Source organism: Bradyrhizobium sp. 956_D2_N1_4 (assembly GCF_052076025.1).
GTDB classification, from domain to species: Bacteria; Pseudomonadota; Alphaproteobacteria; order Rhizobiales; family Xanthobacteraceae; genus Bradyrhizobium; species Bradyrhizobium barranii.
Genome location: NZ_CP197237.1, coordinates 6,035,227 through 6,052,932 on the forward strand (window position 1 = coordinate 6,035,227; position 17,706 = coordinate 6,052,932).

Below are 17,706 nucleotides of genomic sequence, written 5' to 3' on the forward strand. Positions count from 1 at the left end.
TCGCGATGCCCGCCTGAGGCCGCGTATCCCCGCGAAAAGATCTGGCCGATCTGGCGCAATTTCACGGAACCGTGTAGATCGGTTTCATGAGCACAAGCAGCGTCAACGTCGTCGCCCACCCCCTGGTCCAGCACAAGCTCTCCCTCATGCGGGAGAAGGACCGCTCGACCAAGAGTTTTCGCGAGATCCTGAACGAGATCGGGATGCTGCTCGGCTACGAGGTGACGCGCGATCTGCCTTTGGAGCTGGTGGAGATCGAGACGCCGATCTCGCCGATGCGGGCACCGAAGATCGCCGGCAAGAAGCTCACGCTGGCGCCGATCCTGCGCGCCGGCGTCGGCTTCCTCGACGGCATGCTGGCGCTGATGCCCTCGGCGCGCATCGCCCATATCGGGCTCTACCGCGACCCCGAGACATTGCAGGCCGTGGAATATTACTTCAAGGCGCCGCAGGACCTGTCCGACCGCACCGTGATCCTGATGGACCCGATGCTGGCGACCGGCAACTCGGCCTGCGCCGGCGCCTCCCTGCTCAAGGCGCGCGGCGCCCGCGACATCCGCTTCGTCTGCCTTCTGGCCGCGCCCGAAGGCATCGCGCAGTTCCAGAGCGAGCATCCCGACGTGCCGATCTGGACCGCCGCGATCGACGAGCGGCTCAACGACCACGGCTACATCGTGCCGGGCCTGGGCGATGCCGGCGACCGGATGTTCGGCACCAAGTAGACAGGTCTGCGCGATCGGGTTAGTCCGGTTGCCATGAGCGTCAACCAATTTTCGCTTCAATCGCTGATCGGTGCCGAAGGTGCCGAGCCCGCCTTCGTGTTTGACGGCAGGCCGGTCTCGCGCGCGGAATTCTCCGGGAAGGTCGAGCAGACCGCCGCATGGCTTGCCGCGCAAGGCATCGGCCAGGGCGACGTGGTCGCGGTCTGGCTGGTCAACCGGGTCGAATGGATCGCACTGCTGTTCGCCGCCGCCCGCTGCGGTGCGATCGTCGCCTCGGTCAATACCCGCTACCGCAGCGCGGAAGTCGGCCATCTGCTCAAGGTGTCCGGCGCCAGGCTGATGGTGGTCGAGGCCGCGTTCCGCTCGATCGATTTCGCCGCCATCCTCGCCGAGGTCACCAGGGACGAAGTGCCCGCGCTGCAAAGGCTCGCGGTGGTCGGCGGGGATGCGATCCCCGCACACTGGCCCTGTGTGCGCTTCGATGCGTTCGAGACATCCTATCCGCCAGCGCCGCCGACGCGGGACGAGGTCGATTTGCCGGTGCTACTCTACACGACATCGGGCACGACCAAGGGGCCGAAGCTCGTCGCGCATTCGCAGCGGACGCTCGCCACGCACGCCGCCTCCGTCGCCAAGGCGCTGAAACTCTCGCCACAGCGCCATTCGCTGCTGGCCATGCTGCCGTTCTGCGGCACCTTTGGCATGACCAGCCTGCTCGGCTTCATCGCAGCCGGCGCGACCATCCATGTGCTCGATGCTTTCGAGGCGGCATCAGCGTCGAAGGTCCTTGGCGAACACAAGATCACGCACGCCTTCGGCTCCGACGAGATGTTCCGCCGCATCCTCGCGCTCGCCGACACACCACGGCCATTCCCACATCTCGAAGTCTGCGGCTTCGCCGCGTTCCAGCCCGGCTGGCGCGAGCTCGCCGCGGAGGCCGAGGCGCGCGGCATGCCGCTGTTCGGCCTCTACGGTTCGAGCGAGGTGCAGGCGCTGTTCTCGATCGCCCGCCCCGGTGATGCCTTCGCCGATCGCATCGAAGGCGGCGGCTGGCCGATGTCTCCCGACGCGAAGGTGCGCGTGCGCGATACCGAGACCGGGGAGCTGGCGGCGCAAGGCGTCTCCGGCGAGATCGAGATCAGCGCGCCCTCGTGCTTCCTTGGCTATTTCAACAACCCGGATGCGACGCGCGATGCGATCACCACTGACGGCTTCTTCCGCACCGGCGATATCGGCCGCCTGCGCGGCGACGGCGCTTTCGTCTACGAGACCCGCGCGGGCGATGCGATGCGGCTCGGCGGCTTCCTGGTTGCGCCCGGCGAGATCGAGGACGAGCTCAAAGCCTGCACGGGGGTTGCCGACGCCCAGGTTGTCGCGGTCGATCTCAAAGGTCAGGCGCGCTGCGTCGCCTTTGTGATTCCGGCCGAGGAGCCGCAGCAGCAGGAGATGCTGGTGGCGCGCCTGCGCGAGCGGCTCGCCGGCTACAAGGTGCCGGCACGAATCTATATCGTCGACGCTTTCCCCGTCACCGACAGCGCCAACGGTGTGAAAATCCAGCGCGCCCGGCTTCGCGCCATGGCGATGGAACGGATTGCCGCCGAATAGGCCGGCCTCTTTCAGATGGCTCGCTAGTGCGCGGCGCGAAGTTGTGCCGACAGCGCATCGCGGTGCCCGGGCGCCGCGATCGCGATCATGCGGCGCGCACGCTCGGCAAGTCCGCAACCGCGCAGCTCCGCAACGCCCCATTCGGTCACGATGGCATCGACATCGGCGCGCGGCGTCGTCACGGTCTCCACATTGGCGACAATGCGGCTGGTCCCGTCGGACGCCGTCGCCGGCAGCGCGATGATCGCCCTGCCCCCGGGCGATGCATTGGCACCGCGCACGAAATCGAGCTGCCCGCCGATGGCGCCGATCGCGACGCCGTTCAGCGTCTCGGAATTGACGCTGCCGTCGAGCCCGACCTGGAGCGCCGAGTTGATCGCGACCAGCCGGTTGATTCGCGCCAGCACGTTCTGGCCGTGCGTATATGACGTCAGCCGCACCGAAACAGCCTTGTTTTCGTGCACGAAGCGATAGAGCCGCTTCGTGCCGATCACCTGGTTCGTCACCGTGATCCCGGCATCGATTCCCTTCTCCGCATTCGTCACCGCGCCGCGCTCGATCAGGTCGACGACGGCGTCATTGATCAGGCCGGAATGGATGCCGAGATTGCGCGCATGCGACAGCGAAGACAGGATCGCATCCGGAATCCGGCCGACGCCGAACTGAAGCGTACTGCCGTCGGCGATCAGGCTCGCCGCATGTGACGCGATTTTCCGTGAGACGTCATCAAGTGGCGCCGGCGGCAGTTCGACGGGCGGACGGCGAGCGGCGACCCGCAGATGGATCGGCGCGTCCGCAGGCCATTCCGCGCCAAACGTCCAAGGCGCATCCGGATTGATCTCGGCGATGACGATGCGCGCGCCCCGTGCGGCATCGATGACATAATCGTTGGAGAGGCTTGCGCTCAATCGACCATCGCCGGACTCGGCGAGTTGCACCAGCACCACATCCGCACGGTGGCGCCGTGAGGCGAAATCGGCGCAGAAGGCGCTGTAGTTGCTCGGGATCACGTCGAGCCGTCCCGCTTTCGCGAGCCGCCGCGCATTGCCGATCACACCATAGCTCTGGAACGAGATGTTGGGCGCGCACGCCGCGGAAAAGGTGTCGGAGAATATTGGACCGACCATCATGCGGAACGCCGGCAGATGCCCGGCTTGCGTGACCAGCGCTTCGGTCAGGGTGACCGGCTCAGCCGTTGCCTGCCCGCACACGACACGGTCGCTCTCCCGGATCAGGCCGGAGAAGTCGAGGTCCATTGGCGTCCCCGCTCAGCGATTCGCGCGAAGACTAGTAAGACTTCGCCAGTCCGAGCACCTTTTCCGCAATGAAGCTGAGCGCGAGCTGCGGGCTGACCGGCGCGATGCGCGGGATCAGGACCTCGCGCAGATAACGCTCGACGTGGAACTCCTTGGCGTAGCCGAAGCCGCCATGGGTCATCACCGCTTGCTCGCAGGCGTGGTAGCCGGCTTCGCCTGCAAAATACTTCGCGGCGTTGGCGCCAGCGCCGCAAGGCAAGCCCTTGTCGTATTGCCAGGCTGCCTGCATCACCATCAGCCAGGCTGCCTCGAGCTCGACCCAGTTCACCGCGAGCGGATGCTGGATGCCCTGGTTCTTGCCGATCGGCCGGTTGAACACCACGCGCGTCTTGGCGTATTCGGTCGCGCGCGACAGCGCGAGCTTGCCGAGGCCGACGGCTTCGGCGGCGATCAGGATACGCTCGGGGTTCATGCCTTCGAGGATATACTGAAAGCCCTTGCCCTCTTCGCCGATGCGGTCCTCCATCGGGATCTCGAAATCCTCGAAGAACAGCTCGTTGGAATCGACGATCTTGCGACCCATCTTCTCGATCTCGTGGACCTTGATCTTCTTGCGATCGAAATCGGTATAGAACAGGCTGAGGCCGTGGGTCGGCGAGCGCACGTCCTCCAGCGGCGTGGTGCGCGCCAGCAGCAGGATCTTGTGCGCGACCTGCGCGGTGGAGATCCACACTTTTTGGCCGTTGACGATGTAGCGGTCGTTCTTGGCCACAGCACGCGTCTTGAGCTGGGTAGTGTTGAGCCCGGTGTTGGGCTCGGTGACGGCGAAGCACGCCTTCTCGCGGCCCTCGACCATCGGCGGCAGCATGCGCTTGCGCTGCTCTTCGGTGCCGAACACCACGACGGGGTTGAGCCCGAAGACGTTGATGTGCACCGCGGAGGCGCCGGACATGCCGGCGCCGGATTCCGCGATGGCGCGCATCATGATCGCGGCTTCGGTGATGCCGAGCCCGGAGCCGCCATATTCCTCCGGCACGCAGATGCCGAGCCAGCCGGCATCGGCCATCGCCTTGTGGAAGTCATGGGGAAAGCCGCCGTCGTGGTCCTTCTTCAGCCAATAGGCGTCGGGAAAGTCCTCGCAAACTTTTGCGACGGCGGCGCGAATGGCTTCCTGCTGATCGGTGAGCGCGAAATCCATATTCTTGATCTCCTTATTGGGAGCCGGGCTCCGGTCCTAGCGCCCCATCTGCGAGGGCAGCCAGAGAATGATGGACGGAAATGCCACCAGAATCGCGATTGCGATCAGGTGCGCGATGAAATGCGGGAATGTGCCGTGGAACACTTCCGCCACCGGCCGCTTGGCATAGCGGGCAACGATGAAGCAGTTGAGCCCGACCGGCGGCGTGATCATGCCGACCTCGGCGGTGACGATCTTGATGACGCCGAACCAGATCGGATCGAAGCCGAGCGTCTTGATCAGCGGCAGCACGATCGGCACGGTCAGCACCAGGATCGCGATCTGGTCCATGAACGAGCCGAGCACGATGTAGCCGCACAGGATCAACGTGATGATCACCCAGCGCGAGGCGGGCAGGCTGCCGATCCAGGCGACGAGGTCCTGCGTGACATGGGTGAGCGTGAAGAAATAGCCGAAGATCGAGGCACCGACCAGGATCATGATGATCATGCAGGTGCCGTGGCAGGCGCGCAGCAGCGTCGCATAGAGCGAGGACGGCGTGATCTTGCCCTTGACGATGGCGAGCAGGAAAGCGCCGAACGCGCCGAAGGCGGAGGCTTCCGTCGGCGTCGCGACGCCGAGATAGATCGTGCCCGTCACGATCGAGAACAGCACCACCATCGGCGAGACCTGCCACAGCAGCGCAAACTTCTCGCGCCACGGTACCGACTTCGCGGCCGGTGCGCGCGATGGATCCTGCCAGACCAGGAAGTAGATCGTGGCCATGATGGTGAACGTCACCAGGATTGCCGGGATGATGCCGCTGATCAGGAGCTTGCCGATGTTTACCTCCGCCAGCAGGCCGAAGATAACGAGCGCAACGCTGGTCGGCAGCAGCATCGACAGCGTGCCTGAGATCGCAACGACCCCCGCCGCCATCTTCGGCTCGTAGCCCTGGCGGATCATCGCGGGCAGGCTGGTCGAGGACAACGTCGCGGCCGAGGCGGTCGAGGTGCCGCAGATCGCACCGAAGCCTGCCCCAGCGAGCGCCGTCGCCATGCCGAGGCCGCCGGGAATGCGGCCGACCCAGGCCGAGGCGGTCTTGAACAGATCGTCTGCGACACCCGACAGCAGCACGAGGTCTGCCATCAAGAGAAACATCGGAATGGTGATCAGCTCGTAGGCCGAGACGGTCGAGAGCGGCGCTGTCTGCAGGATGCCGAGCAGCGTGCCCCATCCGCCGACCATCACGAGGCCGACCGAGCCGGAAAAGGCCATGGCGAAGCCGACGGGCGTGCCGAGCGCGAGCAGGCCGAACAGCAGGGCGAGAACGATGAAAGGTGTCATGGATATCGCCCGTTACTCGAAGCCGCGTGCTTCGCCGACACCGGTCACCGGCGGCAGCGGATAGAGGTCGCGGCCGCTGACGAGGCTCAGCACATTGCCGACCAGCTGGAGCGCGAGCCGCAACACCAGCACGCCGCAGCCGAACGGCACCAGCGCAGCCGAGATCCAGGTCGGCCAGGGGATCGCGCCGGAGAGCACGTCGTGCTGCTCGTAATTCTCCAGCGCGCGCTCGAACCCGACCTTGCAGATCAGGATGAACACGAACAAGCCGGCGAGCGCGGTGACGATCTCGGACAACCGCCGCCCGGTCAGCGAGAAGCGCGACAGGAGGATGTCGACGCCGACATGGACATGCTCGCGCAAGGCGTCCGACAGCGTGAAGAAGAACACACCGGCGAGGAGATAGAGCCCGATCAGATCATAGGTGAAGGAGAACGGACTGTTCAGCGCGTAACGCATGAACACGTCGGTCACGACCAGCAGCATGATCACGAACATGAAGACCACCGCGATCACCGTCAGCGCGCGCTCCAGCGCGCCGAGTAGATCTCCCGCCCGTTTGATCACCTTTCGCGCCTCCCTGTTGGATGTCGGACTACCTGGCGCTCTACTTGGCGCCGCCCGCGGCGAGCAGATCGTCGAACTCCTTCAGCGCGGCGGACGCCTGCTTGCCGCGGCTGTCGAGCCCACTCGCCCACTCCTTGCCGACGCCCTTGAGCTTGTCCTTGATCTCGGTGCGCGTCGCCTCCGGCAGCGGATCGAATTTGATGCCTTCGTCCTGCATTTGCTTCTTGGTGACTTCGCCTTCCTTTTCGACGCCGGCGCAGGCTTGCGGCGTAATCGCCTCCGAAGCCTCGTTCATCGCCTTCTTCACGTCGTCGGGCAGCTTGTCCCAGACCGACTGGTTGATGGAATAGGCGACGATGAAGCTGCCGAAGCTGACGCCTTCGGTGGCGTGCTTGACCAGCTTGTCGAGGCCGTAGGAGACGACGCTGTCGAGCGGGAACAGCAGCCCGTCCATCGTGCCGCGCGACAGCGACTCATAGGCATCGGGCGCAGCCATGCGCACCGGCACGGCGTTCAGTGCACGCAGCGTCAGGTCCTGCGCGCCACCCGTGGTGCGCAGCTTCAGGCCCTGCATGTCCTTGGTGGTTTCCACCTTCGACTTGACGGTCCACACCTGGTAGGGCGGCAGCACTACGGCGAGCAGCAGCTTGATCTTGTTCGGCGCGTATTCCTGCTTGGCGAGAATGCCTTCACGCGCGGTCTTCCAATAGGCTAGCGTGCCCTGGCAGCTGGTTGCGAACGCGCCCGGCAATTGCGCGACTTCCGAGAGCGGCATCTTGTCGGAGACATAGGACGGTCCGATGTAGCCGATGTCGACCACGCCGGACTGCGTCAGACGCAGCATGTCGGCGGCCTTGCCGATCTGCTGGTTCGGATAATAGGTGAAGGTCACTGCGCCGTTGGTACGCTTGGTGACGTCGTCCATCCAGGGCTTGAGCATCAGGCGGACGAGATAGTGACCGGCGGGGAAACTATCGGCGACCTTCAGCTCCAGCGCCTGCGCCTGCGCCGACATTGTCGAGACCGGCAGCGAGAGAGCGAGCACTGCGACGGCCCTGACCATATTCTTCTTCATGTCGTTCTCCTTGACGCGTCCCCACGCCGAACGCGGCAGCGAATTGCTGCGGCGCCGCCCGGCCCTCGCTCTATTTCTTGCTTGAAAATGTACATATAGGTGAATTTATCTGTCAAGTATATGAACTATGCATAGAGCTATGCACCGCGGACCGGAGCCGTCGAATTGACATGGGCATTTTATGAACTCTAACTCCACGTATATGAACTTATCGAACGAGGCCTCATGGGACCGCTCGCCGGCTTCACCATTCTCGACCTGACCTCGGTGCTGATGGGCCCCTACGGCACCCAGGTGCTGGCGGACATGGGCGCCGACGTCATCAAGGTCGAAAGCCCCGAGGGCGACATCGTTCGCCAGATCGGTCCCGGCCGCACGCCCGGCATGGGCGGGATGTTCCTCAATGCCAATCGCGGCAAGCGCAGCATCGTGCTCGACCTGAAGAAAACGGAAGGCCGCGACACCTTGCTGCGGCTGGCGAAGCACGCCAACGCGCTCGTCTACAATGTGCGCCCGCAGGCGATGGCCCGGCTCGGCCTCGACTACGAGACACTTCGCGAGATCAATCCCGCCCTCCTCTATGTCGGTGCGTTCGGCTACGGCCAGTCCGGGCCCTATGCCGCAAAGCCCGCCTACGACGATCTGATCCAGGGCGCCGCCACGATTCCGACGCTGCTTGCGGCGGCCGGCGACGGCACGCCGCGCTACGTCCCCGTCACCATCGCCGACCGCATCGTCGGCCTGATGTTGGTCAATGCGATCATGGGCGGGCTGATGCATCAGAGCCGCACCGGCGTTGGCCAACGCATCGACGTGCCGATGTTCGAATCGATGACGGAGTTCGTGCTGGTCGATCATCTGGGCGGACTGACCTACGATCCGCCGCTCGACCATGGCGGCTATGCCCGTCTGCTGTCGCGCTATCGAAAGCCCTACAAGACCAGCGACGGCTATCTCTGCGTCCTCATCTACAACGACAAGCACTGGCGCAGCTTCTTCGAGGCGATCGGACAGCCGCATTTCCTCGATCAGCCGCGCTTCGCCAACCACGCCGCGCGCACAAAACACATCGACGAGATCTATGAGGAGATCGGCCACATCTTCCTCACGCGCACCACCGCAGAATGGCGCGAGCTGCTCGAGCGCGCCGACATTCCGGTGATGCCGATGCATACGCTGGAGACGATCCTCGAAGATCCGCATCTCAACGCGATCGACTTCTTCAGGACGGTGGATCATCCCGTGGAAGGCCGGATCCGCCAGATGCGCGTGCCCTCCACCTGGAGCGTGACCCAGCCGGAAGCCGCCGGCCCCGCACCGACGCTCGGCCAGCATGGCCGCGACATTTTGCGCGAGGCCGGCTTCTCGACCGAGGAAATCGAACAACTCGCAGAGCAAGAAGCAGTTCACCTGGCCGCGCCGCCCTAAGGGCAGCGCTGGCCAGAATCGCAGCGATACGGGAGGGAGACCGCGATGGCCGGACTTTATTTCGAAGAGTTTTCCGTGGGCCAGGAGTTCAGGCATCCGCTGACCCGGACCGTCACGGAGATGGACAACACCATGTTCAGCCTGCTGACGCTCAACCCGCAGCCGCTGCATATCGACGCCCATTTCGCTGAAAAGACCGAGTTCGGCCAGCGCATTTTCAACAGCCTTTACACCCTCGGCATCATGATCGGCATGACGGTCTATGATACGACCATGGGGACCACCGTTGCCAATCTCGGCATGACCGACGTCACGTTCCCAAAACCGGTCTTCCATGGCGACACCTTGCGGGCGACGACGAAGGTGCTTTCGTTGAGGGAATCCAAATCGCGCCCGAGAGCGGGTATCGTCGAGTTCGAGCATCACGCCTTGAACCAGAACGACGAGATCGTCGGCAAATGCCGCCGCATGGCGATGATGCACAAGAGGCCGGTCTGATGCGTTCGATGCTGTTCGTGCCGGGGGATTCCCCGCGCAAATTCGAGAAGGCGAGCTTAGGCAAGGCCGACGCGCTGATCATCGACCTCGAGGATTCCGTTGTCACGGAGAAGAAGCCAGAAGCGCGCGGGCTGACGCTCGCGATGCTGAAGGGCCGCCCCGGCCCGCATCAGCTCTACGTCCGCGTCAACGCGCTCGACACCGGCTTGACGCTCACCGATCTCGCCGCGGTGATGCCGGGCAAGCCCCATGGCATCGTGCTGCCGAAATCGCAAGGCGGCGATGACGTGCGCCAGGTTGCAGCCTGGCTTGAAGCCTTGGAAGCCGCGGCCGGCATCACCGTCGGCGCGACCCGCATCGTTTGCGTCGCGACCGAAACCGCCGGCTCGATCTTTGGGCTCGGCAGCTACAAGGGCTGCTCCCCTCGCCTCGCCGGCCTGATGTGGGGCGCGGAAGATCTCTCGGCCTCGCTCGGCGCGACCGAGAAGGCGTCGGGTGGCGTATTCCACAGCCCCTATCGCCTCGCGCGCGATCTCTGCCTGATGGCGGCGGCCGCAGCCGAGGTCGCGCCGATCGACACCGTCTATACCGACATCGACAACCTCGCCGGCCTCGAGCAGGAAACGCGGGCGGCCCGGCGCGACGGCTTTTCGGCGAAGGCGCTGATCCATCCGAAACATGTCGACGTCGTCAACGCGGCATTCGAGCCGACCGAGGCTGAGCGCACCTGGGCGGAAAAGGTGATCGCCGCATTCGCGAGCAATCCGAACTCCGGCACGCTGCGGCTCGACGGCCAGATGATCGACAAGCCGCATCTTCGCGCCGCGAAGAAGATCCTCGGCCAGACCTAGATCGGAACGCCGCCACCATGATCGTTCGCCAAGCCGCAAACGTCCTGGAGATCATGGAATTCTTCGCGCAAACGAGGAAGCCGGCGACGCTTGCCGAGATCGCCGATCATTTCGGCTGGCCGCGCTCGTCGACCTTCAACCTTCTCGCGACGCTGTCCGAGAAGGGCTATCTCTATGAGCCGCGGCCGCGCGCCGGCTTCTATCCGACACCGCGCTGGCTGGCGATGGCGCGAATGATCTCCGAGGTCGAGCCGCTGCCGCCGTGGACGCATACGCTGATCGCCGATCTCTCGGCGGAGACCGGCGAGACGGCATCCATCGTGGCGCCGGCCGGCGCGATGGCGGTGTTCATCGACGTCGTCGAATCCCAGGCCGCGATCCGCTATTTCGCGACCATCGGCCACCGCGTGCCGATCCACGCCACCGCCAGTGGCCGCGCGCTGCTGCTGCAATATTCACAGGAAGAGCGCGACTCCGTCTATCGCAAGATCGAGTTCAAGCAATACGGCCCGTCGACGCCGATCAGCATCGAGGCCGTCGAGCTCGAGCTGCGCAATTCGATCGCGCGCGGCTATTGCCAGAGCTTCGCCGATTACAGCCGCGACCTCGCGGGCGCCGCGATCCCGCTGCCGATCGGCGACCGCAGGCTCTCGGTCGTCGTTGCAGGGCCGGAATTTCGCATTGGTCCGAAGGTGCCGGAGGTGGCCGCGCTGATCGCACGGACCGTCGACCGGCTGCGGCCGAAGACGACCGCGGCCTAAAGCCGGAGCCTCATTCGAGTCCCTGAACGGGCGGGGTCGAAGTCTCCGCCGGCGGAGCCGGCGCAGCTTGAACTGGCTGCACCGGGGGCGTGGCTTGAGCCGGCGGATTGCTGGCAGCTCTGATCTGGCCGTTGGCATTCATCGCCTCACGCGCGCGCGGCGGAGCGCCGGTCGCGGCTGCGCGGTACGCCTCGCGGCGTGGCGGCTGCTGGTGTCTTGCCGACCGCGAACCTCTCACGCCCCATGACCTCGCGATTGAAGGACCGGCGGTATAGCCAATCACTGCACCCGCGACCGCACCGACCGGACCGAGCACGACGGCCCCGGACACGGCGCCTATCGCCGCAGCACCAGCGCGCTCCTGCGCAACGGCGCTCGCAGGCACGCCAGCCAGCAGCACGACCGCAGTGATCAAAACTTTCTTCATCGGAGCGCCTCCCTCTCGGGAGATCACTCTTACTCAAATATGGCCGCACGAGGTTTGTTCGTTGCCCAACACGGGGCAATGGCCGATGGAACTCCGGCAATTCAAAGACCCCCGCCGCCACTCGCGGTTCCAGCGGACGCAGTTCGGCGCAACTACGGCGCGATCTTGTCGCTGGTAAATCCATTACCATCGAGCGCACGACGCACGGTGCCGTCTACCTTGGCTTCATCCAGGAAGCGCGCCGCCCAGGTCTTCGCCACGGCCTTGCCCTTGGGAACGACCACGACCACGCCGGTCGACTGGATCACTTCGTCCAGCACCTTGGTTCCGGGCAGCTTTCGCGAAAGGTCTTCCAGAGCTCCCATGCCCATCGCCAGAGCATCGAGCTGCCCCTTGCCGATCAATTCGGCCGCCTCTTCCGGCTTCACGAACTTTGTCAGCTTCGCCTGTTTCAAGGATTTCTCGACCGTGCGTGACGTCGATGTCCCTTCGATACAGCCGACCCGCATGCCGGCGCGATCGACATCCGCAACCGAGCGGATGTCCGATCCGGCGCGGATGAGATAGCCACTCATATAGGCGACGTAAGCCGGACCCTGGTCCACGAACGCCTCGCGCTTGACGTCCGCCGGCATGAAAGAGAGATCCCAGACGTCCTTGCTGCTGGCCGCGGCAATCTCGTCGGAGCTCCGATATTCGATGAGCTGGAGCGGAACGTGCAGCTTGTCAGCGGCGGCCCTGGCGAGCTCGACGGTGACGCCGCGCGGCTTTCCGGTGGAAGGATCGCGCGTCGTCCAGAACGCCGACGCGGCCGGGCCGACGGCCACCGCCACGCGGAGCGCTCCCGTCGGCGCGATGTCGACGGGGCCTTCGGCTTTCAAGCTGGGAATGGAGGTCATGATGAAGACCAAGCCCAACGCAGCAATCAGACCACGCCGCAACATTTAGCGCCTCCAAGATTGGACAATCCGTCGACAAGCTGACGGAGCGCTCCCTCGCCCCGTTCTTACGGGGAGAGGTAAAGAACTACGCGATCTTGATCGACATATCCGGCAGGCCCTCGAGCTTGCACAAGAGCACGTCGCCCTTCACCACTGGGCCGACATTCTCCGGCGTGCCGGAATAGATGATGTCGCCGGCCTTCAGCTCGAACGCTTCGGAGAGCTTTGCGATCTGCTCCGCAACGCTCCAGATCATCTTGCTGAGATCCGAGTTCTGTTTCACTGTGCCGTTGATCGCGAGCGAAATCGCGCCCTTCTCGAAATGGCCGGTTTTGCTCACGGGGTGGATAGGGCCGATCACCGCGGCATGGTCAAAGCTCTTGCCGATCTCCCAGGGCTTCTTCTCCGCGGCCATGCCGTTCTGGAGATCGCGCCGGGTCATGTCGAGGCCGAGCGCGTAACCATAGACATGGTCGAGCGCCTTCTCGGCCGGGATGTTGGTGCCACCGGACTTCAGCGCGGCAACCAGCTCGACCTCGTGGTGATAGTTCTTGGTCAGCGACGGATAGGGATGGTCGGCGACCTCGCCCACCGCAACGTTCTGGATAGCATCCGTCGGCTTCTGGAAGAAGAACGGCGGCTCGCGGTTCGGATCCGAGCCCCGCTCGATCGCGTGCGCGGCATAGTTGCGGCCGATGCAGTAGATGCGGCGGACCTGGAACACACTCGTTTCGCCGACGATCGGGATCGAAACCATCGGCACCGGGAAGATCGGCTTGGGTGCGACCTGCGCCGCAGCCGACGTCACCTCAGTGAGGCCCGCCGCCGTCATCGCGGCTGCGGCCGTGAGCACGCTGCGTCGCGTGGTTTTTGTCATGGCTTCACTCCCTGATATTTGCCGTTTCTTGTCGAACGGTAGTCTTAGAGCCAAATGCAGGGCGGGCCAATGGCCCGCCCTGTACGTCTTAAGTCGCGACGCGATCGAAGAACGCGCGAACTTTTTGCGCGCATGCGTCCGGGTCAGTCGCGGCGACGTGATAGGAATCGCCCGGCAGCACTTCCAGCTTCGAGCCCGGAATCGTTTCCTGCCACGCCTTCACGGAGGCGACGTCGCCAAGACCGGAGCCGGTCGTGGTGATCACCAGCGTCGGACGCTTGATGGACGGAAGTTCGTCGGTGACGTCGACGGTCGGCACCATCTGGAGGAATGCCTCCAGCGTCGAAGCCTTGGTCTTCGACATCAGCTTGATCCACCAGTCGAGCGCTGCCGGGGGTAGCGACGAGCCGAGACGGCCTGCGGTGGTCTCGCGCACCCAGGGCTCGACGCCCTGCTCGCGGATCTGCTTGCGCCAGGTCGGCGCACGCTCGTTGAACGAGGTGAGCGAGGCCGGCGCACCGACCGCGGCGACTGCGATCACGCGATCCGGGTGTTTTGCGGTCAGGTGCATCGCCAGCGTGCCGCCGATCTTGCCGCCAACCACGAAAACGCGATCGAGCTTCAGCGCGTCCAGCATCCGGATGATGTCGTCGCCGAGACCGGCGAAACGATAGGCATAGGTGCCCTGCATCGGCGTCGAATCGCCGTAGCCGCGCAGGTCAGGCCGCACCACCAGATGATGCGTGGCGAAATACGGCACCCAGCGCCGGAACGCCTCGCCGCTCTCGGCGAGCCCGTGCAGCATCACGACCGGCGGCTTGATGTCCCACGGCAGCAGATAGTCGTCGATGCGAACCGCAAGCTCGCAATCCTCTCCGACACCGATCTTCCGCAGTTCGCTACCCATCAGATACACCTCGTTCCACCGCCATCGACATTGATGCAGGTACCAGTAATGAAGGATGCGCGGTCTGAACAGAGGAACGCGACGATGCCGGACACTTCATGCGGCTGCCCGACGCGGCCGAGCGGAACCGAGGCGATCGCCGCAGCATTGGTCGCGCCCTGATCCTGGCCCGCGATCGCCGCACCTTGAGAGATGAGGCTGTCCCAACGATCGGTCTGCACCGGTCCGGGATTGACGCCGGTGACCAGCACATTGTCCGGCGCGCATTCCTCGGCAAGCGCCAGCGTGAAGTTCAGCAGCGCGGCATTGACCGCGCCGCCGGCCATATAGGCCGCGCGCGGCTGGTGGCCGCTGCGGCCGATGATGTTGATGACGCGGCCCCAGCGGCGGTCGCGCATTTCAGGCAGGACATTGCGTGCACAGCGCATGTAGCCGAGCAGCTTCAGCTCGATCGACTTGGCCCAGGTCGCGTCGGGCGTCTCCGCGATCCGGCCCATCGGCGAGGCGCCGGCGTTGTTGACGAGGATATCGATGCGGCCGAAGGCCTCGCGCGCGGTGGTCATTGCACGGGCTATGTCGTCGGGCTTGGTCATGTCGCCGGCACAGGCGATCACGCGCCGGCCCGTATCCCGCGACATCTCCTGCGCGGACGTGGCAAGGCGCTCCGCGTCGCGCGCGACGATGACGACATGCGCCTGCTCGCGCGCGAGTTCGGCGGCAATGGCACGGCCGATGCCGATGCTGCCGCCGGTCACGACGGCAACCTTGCCGCCCAGGTTCAGATCCATGACGCTACCCCAACTCGCTAATCAACCGTGGCGCCGGAGGCCTTGACGAGCTTGCCCCATTTTGCGGTTTCGTCCGTCATGAATTGACCGAATGCGTCGCCGAAAACGGTGCCGGGCTCGGCCCCGAGTTCAGCGAGCCGCTTCTTGACATCCGGCATCTTCAGAATGGTCTCGAGCTCGCCGCTCAGCTTGGCGAGCGCGGGCGCAGGCGTCTTGGCCGGCGCCACCAGCCCAAACCAGGACGAAGCCTCGAAGCCGGGAATGGTGTCGGCCACGGTCGGCACGTCGGGCAGTGCTTCCGCACGCTTGGCGCCCGCGACCGCGATCGCATTGATGGCCTTGCCTTGCACCTGCGGCAACACTGCCGGCATGTTGTCGAACATGAAGGGGATCTGGCCCGCGAGCAGATCGTTCATCGCCGGCGCGGCGCCGCGATAGGGCACATGGACGATGTCCACACCGGCCATGCTCTTGAGCAGCTCGCCGGCGAGGTGGTTGGTCGAGCCGATGCCGGACGAGCCGAAATTCAGCGAGCCGGGCTTGGCCTTGGCGAGCGCGATCAGCTCGCCGACATTCTTCGCCTGCACCGACGGGTTGACGACCAGCACGATCGGGACCGAGGCAATCAGCGCGATCGGAGCAAACGCCTTGGCGGGATCGAACGGCAGCTTCTTGTAGAGCGAACCGTTGATCGTCAGCGGAGGCGGCGCGGTCAGCAGCAGGGTGTAGCCATCGGGCTCGGCGCTCGCCACCGTCTCAGCCCCGATATTGCCGCCGGCGCCGCCACGGTTCTCAACGAGGAAGGTCTGGCCGTTCCGTTCAGTCAGCTTCTGCGCGACGATGCGGGCGATGATGTCGTTGGACCCGCCGGCCGGGAACGGCACGATGATCTTGACGGGTCGGGAGGGATAATCCTGCGCTACCGCGAAGCCGGAGAACAGAACGGCCGCACTGGCGGTCAGAAAGGTGCGTCGCATAACCCCGCGCATGGGCACTTCCTTGATGTTTGTCTTGTTGTTGATTGATTCATCACGCCGTCAGCAATGGCCTCAACTTGCCGACGTCGTCAAGCCGTTCGAGATTGCCGATCTGGTCGATCAGCTTCTCGGCCCTGTCACTGCCCAATACCGGTGCAATCAGATCCCGCGTCTTGGCCGCCACTGCTTCCGTGCTCAGCGGATTCTCCTTGGTGCCCGGCGGATATTTCGTGAAGTGCTCGACCTTCTTGCCATCGGTCAATGTCACTTCGACGACAGCGCCGCGCGGCGCTGCCGGGTCCATCAGCGCCTTGTCGCCAGCCAGCGTCACCTTGGCGCGCTGTTCGAGGATCTTGGGGTCGTGCATCAACGCGACGTCGTGACTGTCGTTGAACGACACGGCGCCCTTGACCAGCGCGACAGCCACGAGATGCTGGCAGTTGACGTCTGGCATCGCGCTCTCGCCCACAATTCCCATCGCATCGGTCGGCAGCTTGACCAGGATGCTACGCACATTATCTGGCGTGAGGCTGTGCTGCTTGCGCAGCGTCAGCATCGCATCCAGCGGCGACTGGATGGGATAGCCGACCGAGAAGGTCTTGATTGCGGTCTCCGTGACGTAGAAGCGACTGCCAAGCTCTTTCACCATCTCTTCCGGCTTCGGATCGCTCGACAGTGCAATGAAGAGATTATGCGTGCCGTCGAGCACGTCGTCGACGCCTGTTAAGCCATTCTTCACCATGTCGACGGCCATCACGCCGTTGCGTGCGCCCATGCCGGCGAAGTCGAAGGCCTTCTCGATATGGTCCTTGTCCTTGACCCAGCTCCAGAGGCCGGACACCTGCTGCGACGAATAGGAGATCGCGTAGCGCGTCCCCTTCTCGTCGAGCTGAGCCAGCGATGCGGCGGCGCCGAGCGCGCCAAATGTCGACGACGTTCCCTCCGCGCTCCGATGCGAGCCGCGCACGAGATCCGGGCCCAGCGCCATCAGCAGCCGGCAGGTCAGGTCGTAGCCGAGCGTAACGGCGCGAATGAAATCCTGTCCGCTGCGATGCTCGCGCTCGCCAATAGCAAGTGCGGTCGGCACCACTGAGCAGCCCGGGTGCGCCTTGGTGACGGGCTCGAAATCGTCGGTCTCGTCGGCATGCGCACACATCGCGTTCGCCAACGCCGCGTTAACGGCCGTGGTCCGGAAATCCGAGCCGACGACGGACGCCTGGGCATCGCCGCCGAGGGTGCGCACATATTTCAGCGCCATTTCGCCCGGCTTCATTCGCGAGCCCGAAACCATCGCGCCGAGCGTATCGAGAATGCGGTGCTTGCATTCACGCAGCACCTGCTCCGGCAGCTCCTGGTCGCGCGCGGCGACCATGTAGCGGGCGAGACGCTCGGTGACACCTGGGCTCGCCGCGAGAGCCGCACGGCCGCCGGTGGCGACCAAGGCGGCAACCGAACCGGCGGACTGCAGGAAACGGCGGCGTGACGGCATGCTGTTCTCCTCC

18 protein-coding genes are annotated in these 17,706 nt (G+C 64.7%); 6 read left to right on the plus strand and 12 right to left on the minus strand.

Annotated elements, in window-relative coordinates; all coding sequences use genetic code 11:
• Positions 1–86: 86 nt before the first annotated feature.
• Complete coding sequence (gene upp, locus AB7535_RS28550; RefSeq protein WP_085405247.1) at positions 87–722, plus strand: uracil phosphoribosyltransferase; 636 nt, start codon at positions 87–89, stop codon at positions 720–722.
• 33 nt (positions 723–755) lie between these two features.
• Positions 756–2,327: an AMP-binding protein gene (locus AB7535_RS28555; protein WP_231143297.1), complete on the plus strand. Its 1,572-nt coding sequence runs from the start codon at positions 756–758 to the stop codon at positions 2,325–2,327.
• A gap of 23 nt (positions 2,328–2,350) precedes the next feature.
• Here AB7535_RS28555 and AB7535_RS28560 read toward each other — a convergent pair whose 3' ends face one another.
• The 5 genes from AB7535_RS28560 to AB7535_RS28580 are packed head-to-tail and all read right to left on the minus strand — an operon-like array spanning position 2,351 to position 7,749.
• Positions 2,351–3,583, minus strand: a complete 1,233-nt coding sequence (locus tag AB7535_RS28560; RefSeq protein WP_231143298.1) for an acetyl-CoA hydrolase/transferase family protein — start codon at positions 3,581–3,583, stop codon at positions 2,351–2,353.
• Between the two features lie 31 nt (positions 3,584–3,614).
• On the minus strand, positions 3,615–4,781 hold the full coding sequence (locus AB7535_RS28565) for an acyl-CoA dehydrogenase family protein (RefSeq protein ID WP_071910096.1): 1,167 nt from the start codon (positions 4,779–4,781) through the stop codon (positions 3,615–3,617).
• Positions 4,782–4,817: 36 nt separating this feature from the next.
• Positions 4,818–6,107 carry a TRAP transporter large permease gene (locus AB7535_RS28570; RefSeq protein WP_038941832.1) on the minus strand — a complete coding sequence of 430 codons (1,290 nt, stop codon included), beginning with the start codon at positions 6,105–6,107 and terminating at the stop codon, positions 4,818–4,820.
• 12 nt (positions 6,108–6,119) lie between these two features.
• Entirely contained in the window at positions 6,120–6,674 is a 555-nt protein-coding gene (locus AB7535_RS28575; protein WP_231143299.1) for a TRAP transporter small permease, read from the minus strand.
• Between the two features lie 40 nt (positions 6,675–6,714).
• Positions 6,715–7,749 (minus strand): TRAP transporter substrate-binding protein, encoded by a 1,035-nt coding sequence (locus tag AB7535_RS28580; RefSeq protein ID WP_231143300.1) that lies wholly within the window; start codon positions 7,747–7,749, stop codon positions 6,715–6,717.
• A 225-nt stretch (positions 7,750–7,974) separates the two neighbouring features.
• Between AB7535_RS28580 and AB7535_RS28585 the strand changes: the two genes are divergently transcribed.
• Genes AB7535_RS28585 through AB7535_RS28600 form a run of 4 tightly spaced genes read left to right on the plus strand, consistent with a single transcriptional unit; the run spans position 7,975 to position 11,287 of the window.
• Positions 7,975–9,177 (plus strand): CaiB/BaiF CoA transferase family protein, encoded by a 1,203-nt coding sequence (locus AB7535_RS28585; protein WP_231143301.1) that lies wholly within the window; start codon positions 7,975–7,977, stop codon positions 9,175–9,177.
• Positions 9,178–9,222: 45 nt separating this feature from the next.
• A complete protein-coding gene (locus AB7535_RS28590; RefSeq protein WP_008134771.1) occupies positions 9,223–9,675 on the plus strand; it encodes a MaoC family dehydratase in 453 nt (150 codons plus the stop codon).
• The gene (locus AB7535_RS28595; RefSeq protein WP_231143302.1) at positions 9,675–10,526 is read left to right on the plus strand and encodes an HpcH/HpaI aldolase/citrate lyase family protein; all 852 of its coding nucleotides are present in this window, start codon (positions 9,675–9,677) and stop codon (positions 10,524–10,526) included. Before AB7535_RS28590 ends, AB7535_RS28595 begins: the two co-directional genes overlap by 1 nt.
• A 17-nt stretch (positions 10,527–10,543) precedes the next feature.
• The gene (locus AB7535_RS28600) at positions 10,544–11,287 is read left to right on the plus strand and encodes an IclR family transcriptional regulator (RefSeq protein WP_231143303.1); all 744 of its coding nucleotides are present in this window, start codon (positions 10,544–10,546) and stop codon (positions 11,285–11,287) included.
• Between the two features lie 10 nt (positions 11,288–11,297).
• Here the strand turns inward: AB7535_RS28600 and AB7535_RS28605 are convergent, their stop codons facing one another.
• The 7 genes from AB7535_RS28605 to AB7535_RS28635 all read right to left on the minus strand — a co-directional run bounded on the left by AB7535_RS28605 (position 11,298) and on the right by AB7535_RS28635 (position 17,693).
• A complete protein-coding gene (locus tag AB7535_RS28605; RefSeq protein WP_084794986.1) occupies positions 11,298–11,714 on the minus strand; it encodes a hypothetical protein in 417 nt (138 codons plus the stop codon).
• 152 nt (positions 11,715–11,866) lie between these two features.
• Positions 11,867–12,658, minus strand: a complete 792-nt coding sequence (locus tag AB7535_RS28610; protein ID WP_231143304.1) for a transporter substrate-binding domain-containing protein — start codon at positions 12,656–12,658, stop codon at positions 11,867–11,869.
• Between the two features lie 82 nt (positions 12,659–12,740).
• Positions 12,741–13,532: a fumarylacetoacetate hydrolase family protein gene (locus tag AB7535_RS28615; RefSeq protein ID WP_231143305.1), complete on the minus strand. Its 792-nt coding sequence runs from the start codon at positions 13,530–13,532 to the stop codon at positions 12,741–12,743.
• A gap of 88 nt (positions 13,533–13,620) precedes the next feature.
• Positions 13,621–14,439 carry an alpha/beta fold hydrolase gene (locus AB7535_RS28620; protein WP_439037391.1) on the minus strand — a complete coding sequence of 273 codons (819 nt, stop codon included), beginning with the start codon at positions 14,437–14,439 and terminating at the stop codon, positions 13,621–13,623.
• Complete coding sequence (locus AB7535_RS28625; RefSeq protein WP_231143306.1) at positions 14,439–15,227, minus strand: SDR family NAD(P)-dependent oxidoreductase; 789 nt, start codon at positions 15,225–15,227, stop codon at positions 14,439–14,441. The genes AB7535_RS28620 and AB7535_RS28625 overlap by 1 nt, the downstream gene beginning before the upstream one ends.
• 17 nt (positions 15,228–15,244) lie before the next feature.
• Entirely contained in the window at positions 15,245–16,216 is a 972-nt protein-coding gene (locus AB7535_RS28630) for a Bug family tripartite tricarboxylate transporter substrate binding protein (protein ID WP_231143307.1), read from the minus strand.
• A 40-nt stretch (positions 16,217–16,256) separates the two neighbouring features.
• On the minus strand, positions 16,257–17,693 hold the full coding sequence (locus tag AB7535_RS28635; RefSeq protein WP_231143308.1) for an MmgE/PrpD family protein: 1,437 nt from the start codon (positions 17,691–17,693) through the stop codon (positions 16,257–16,259).
• Positions 17,694–17,706 lie beyond the last annotated feature (13 nt).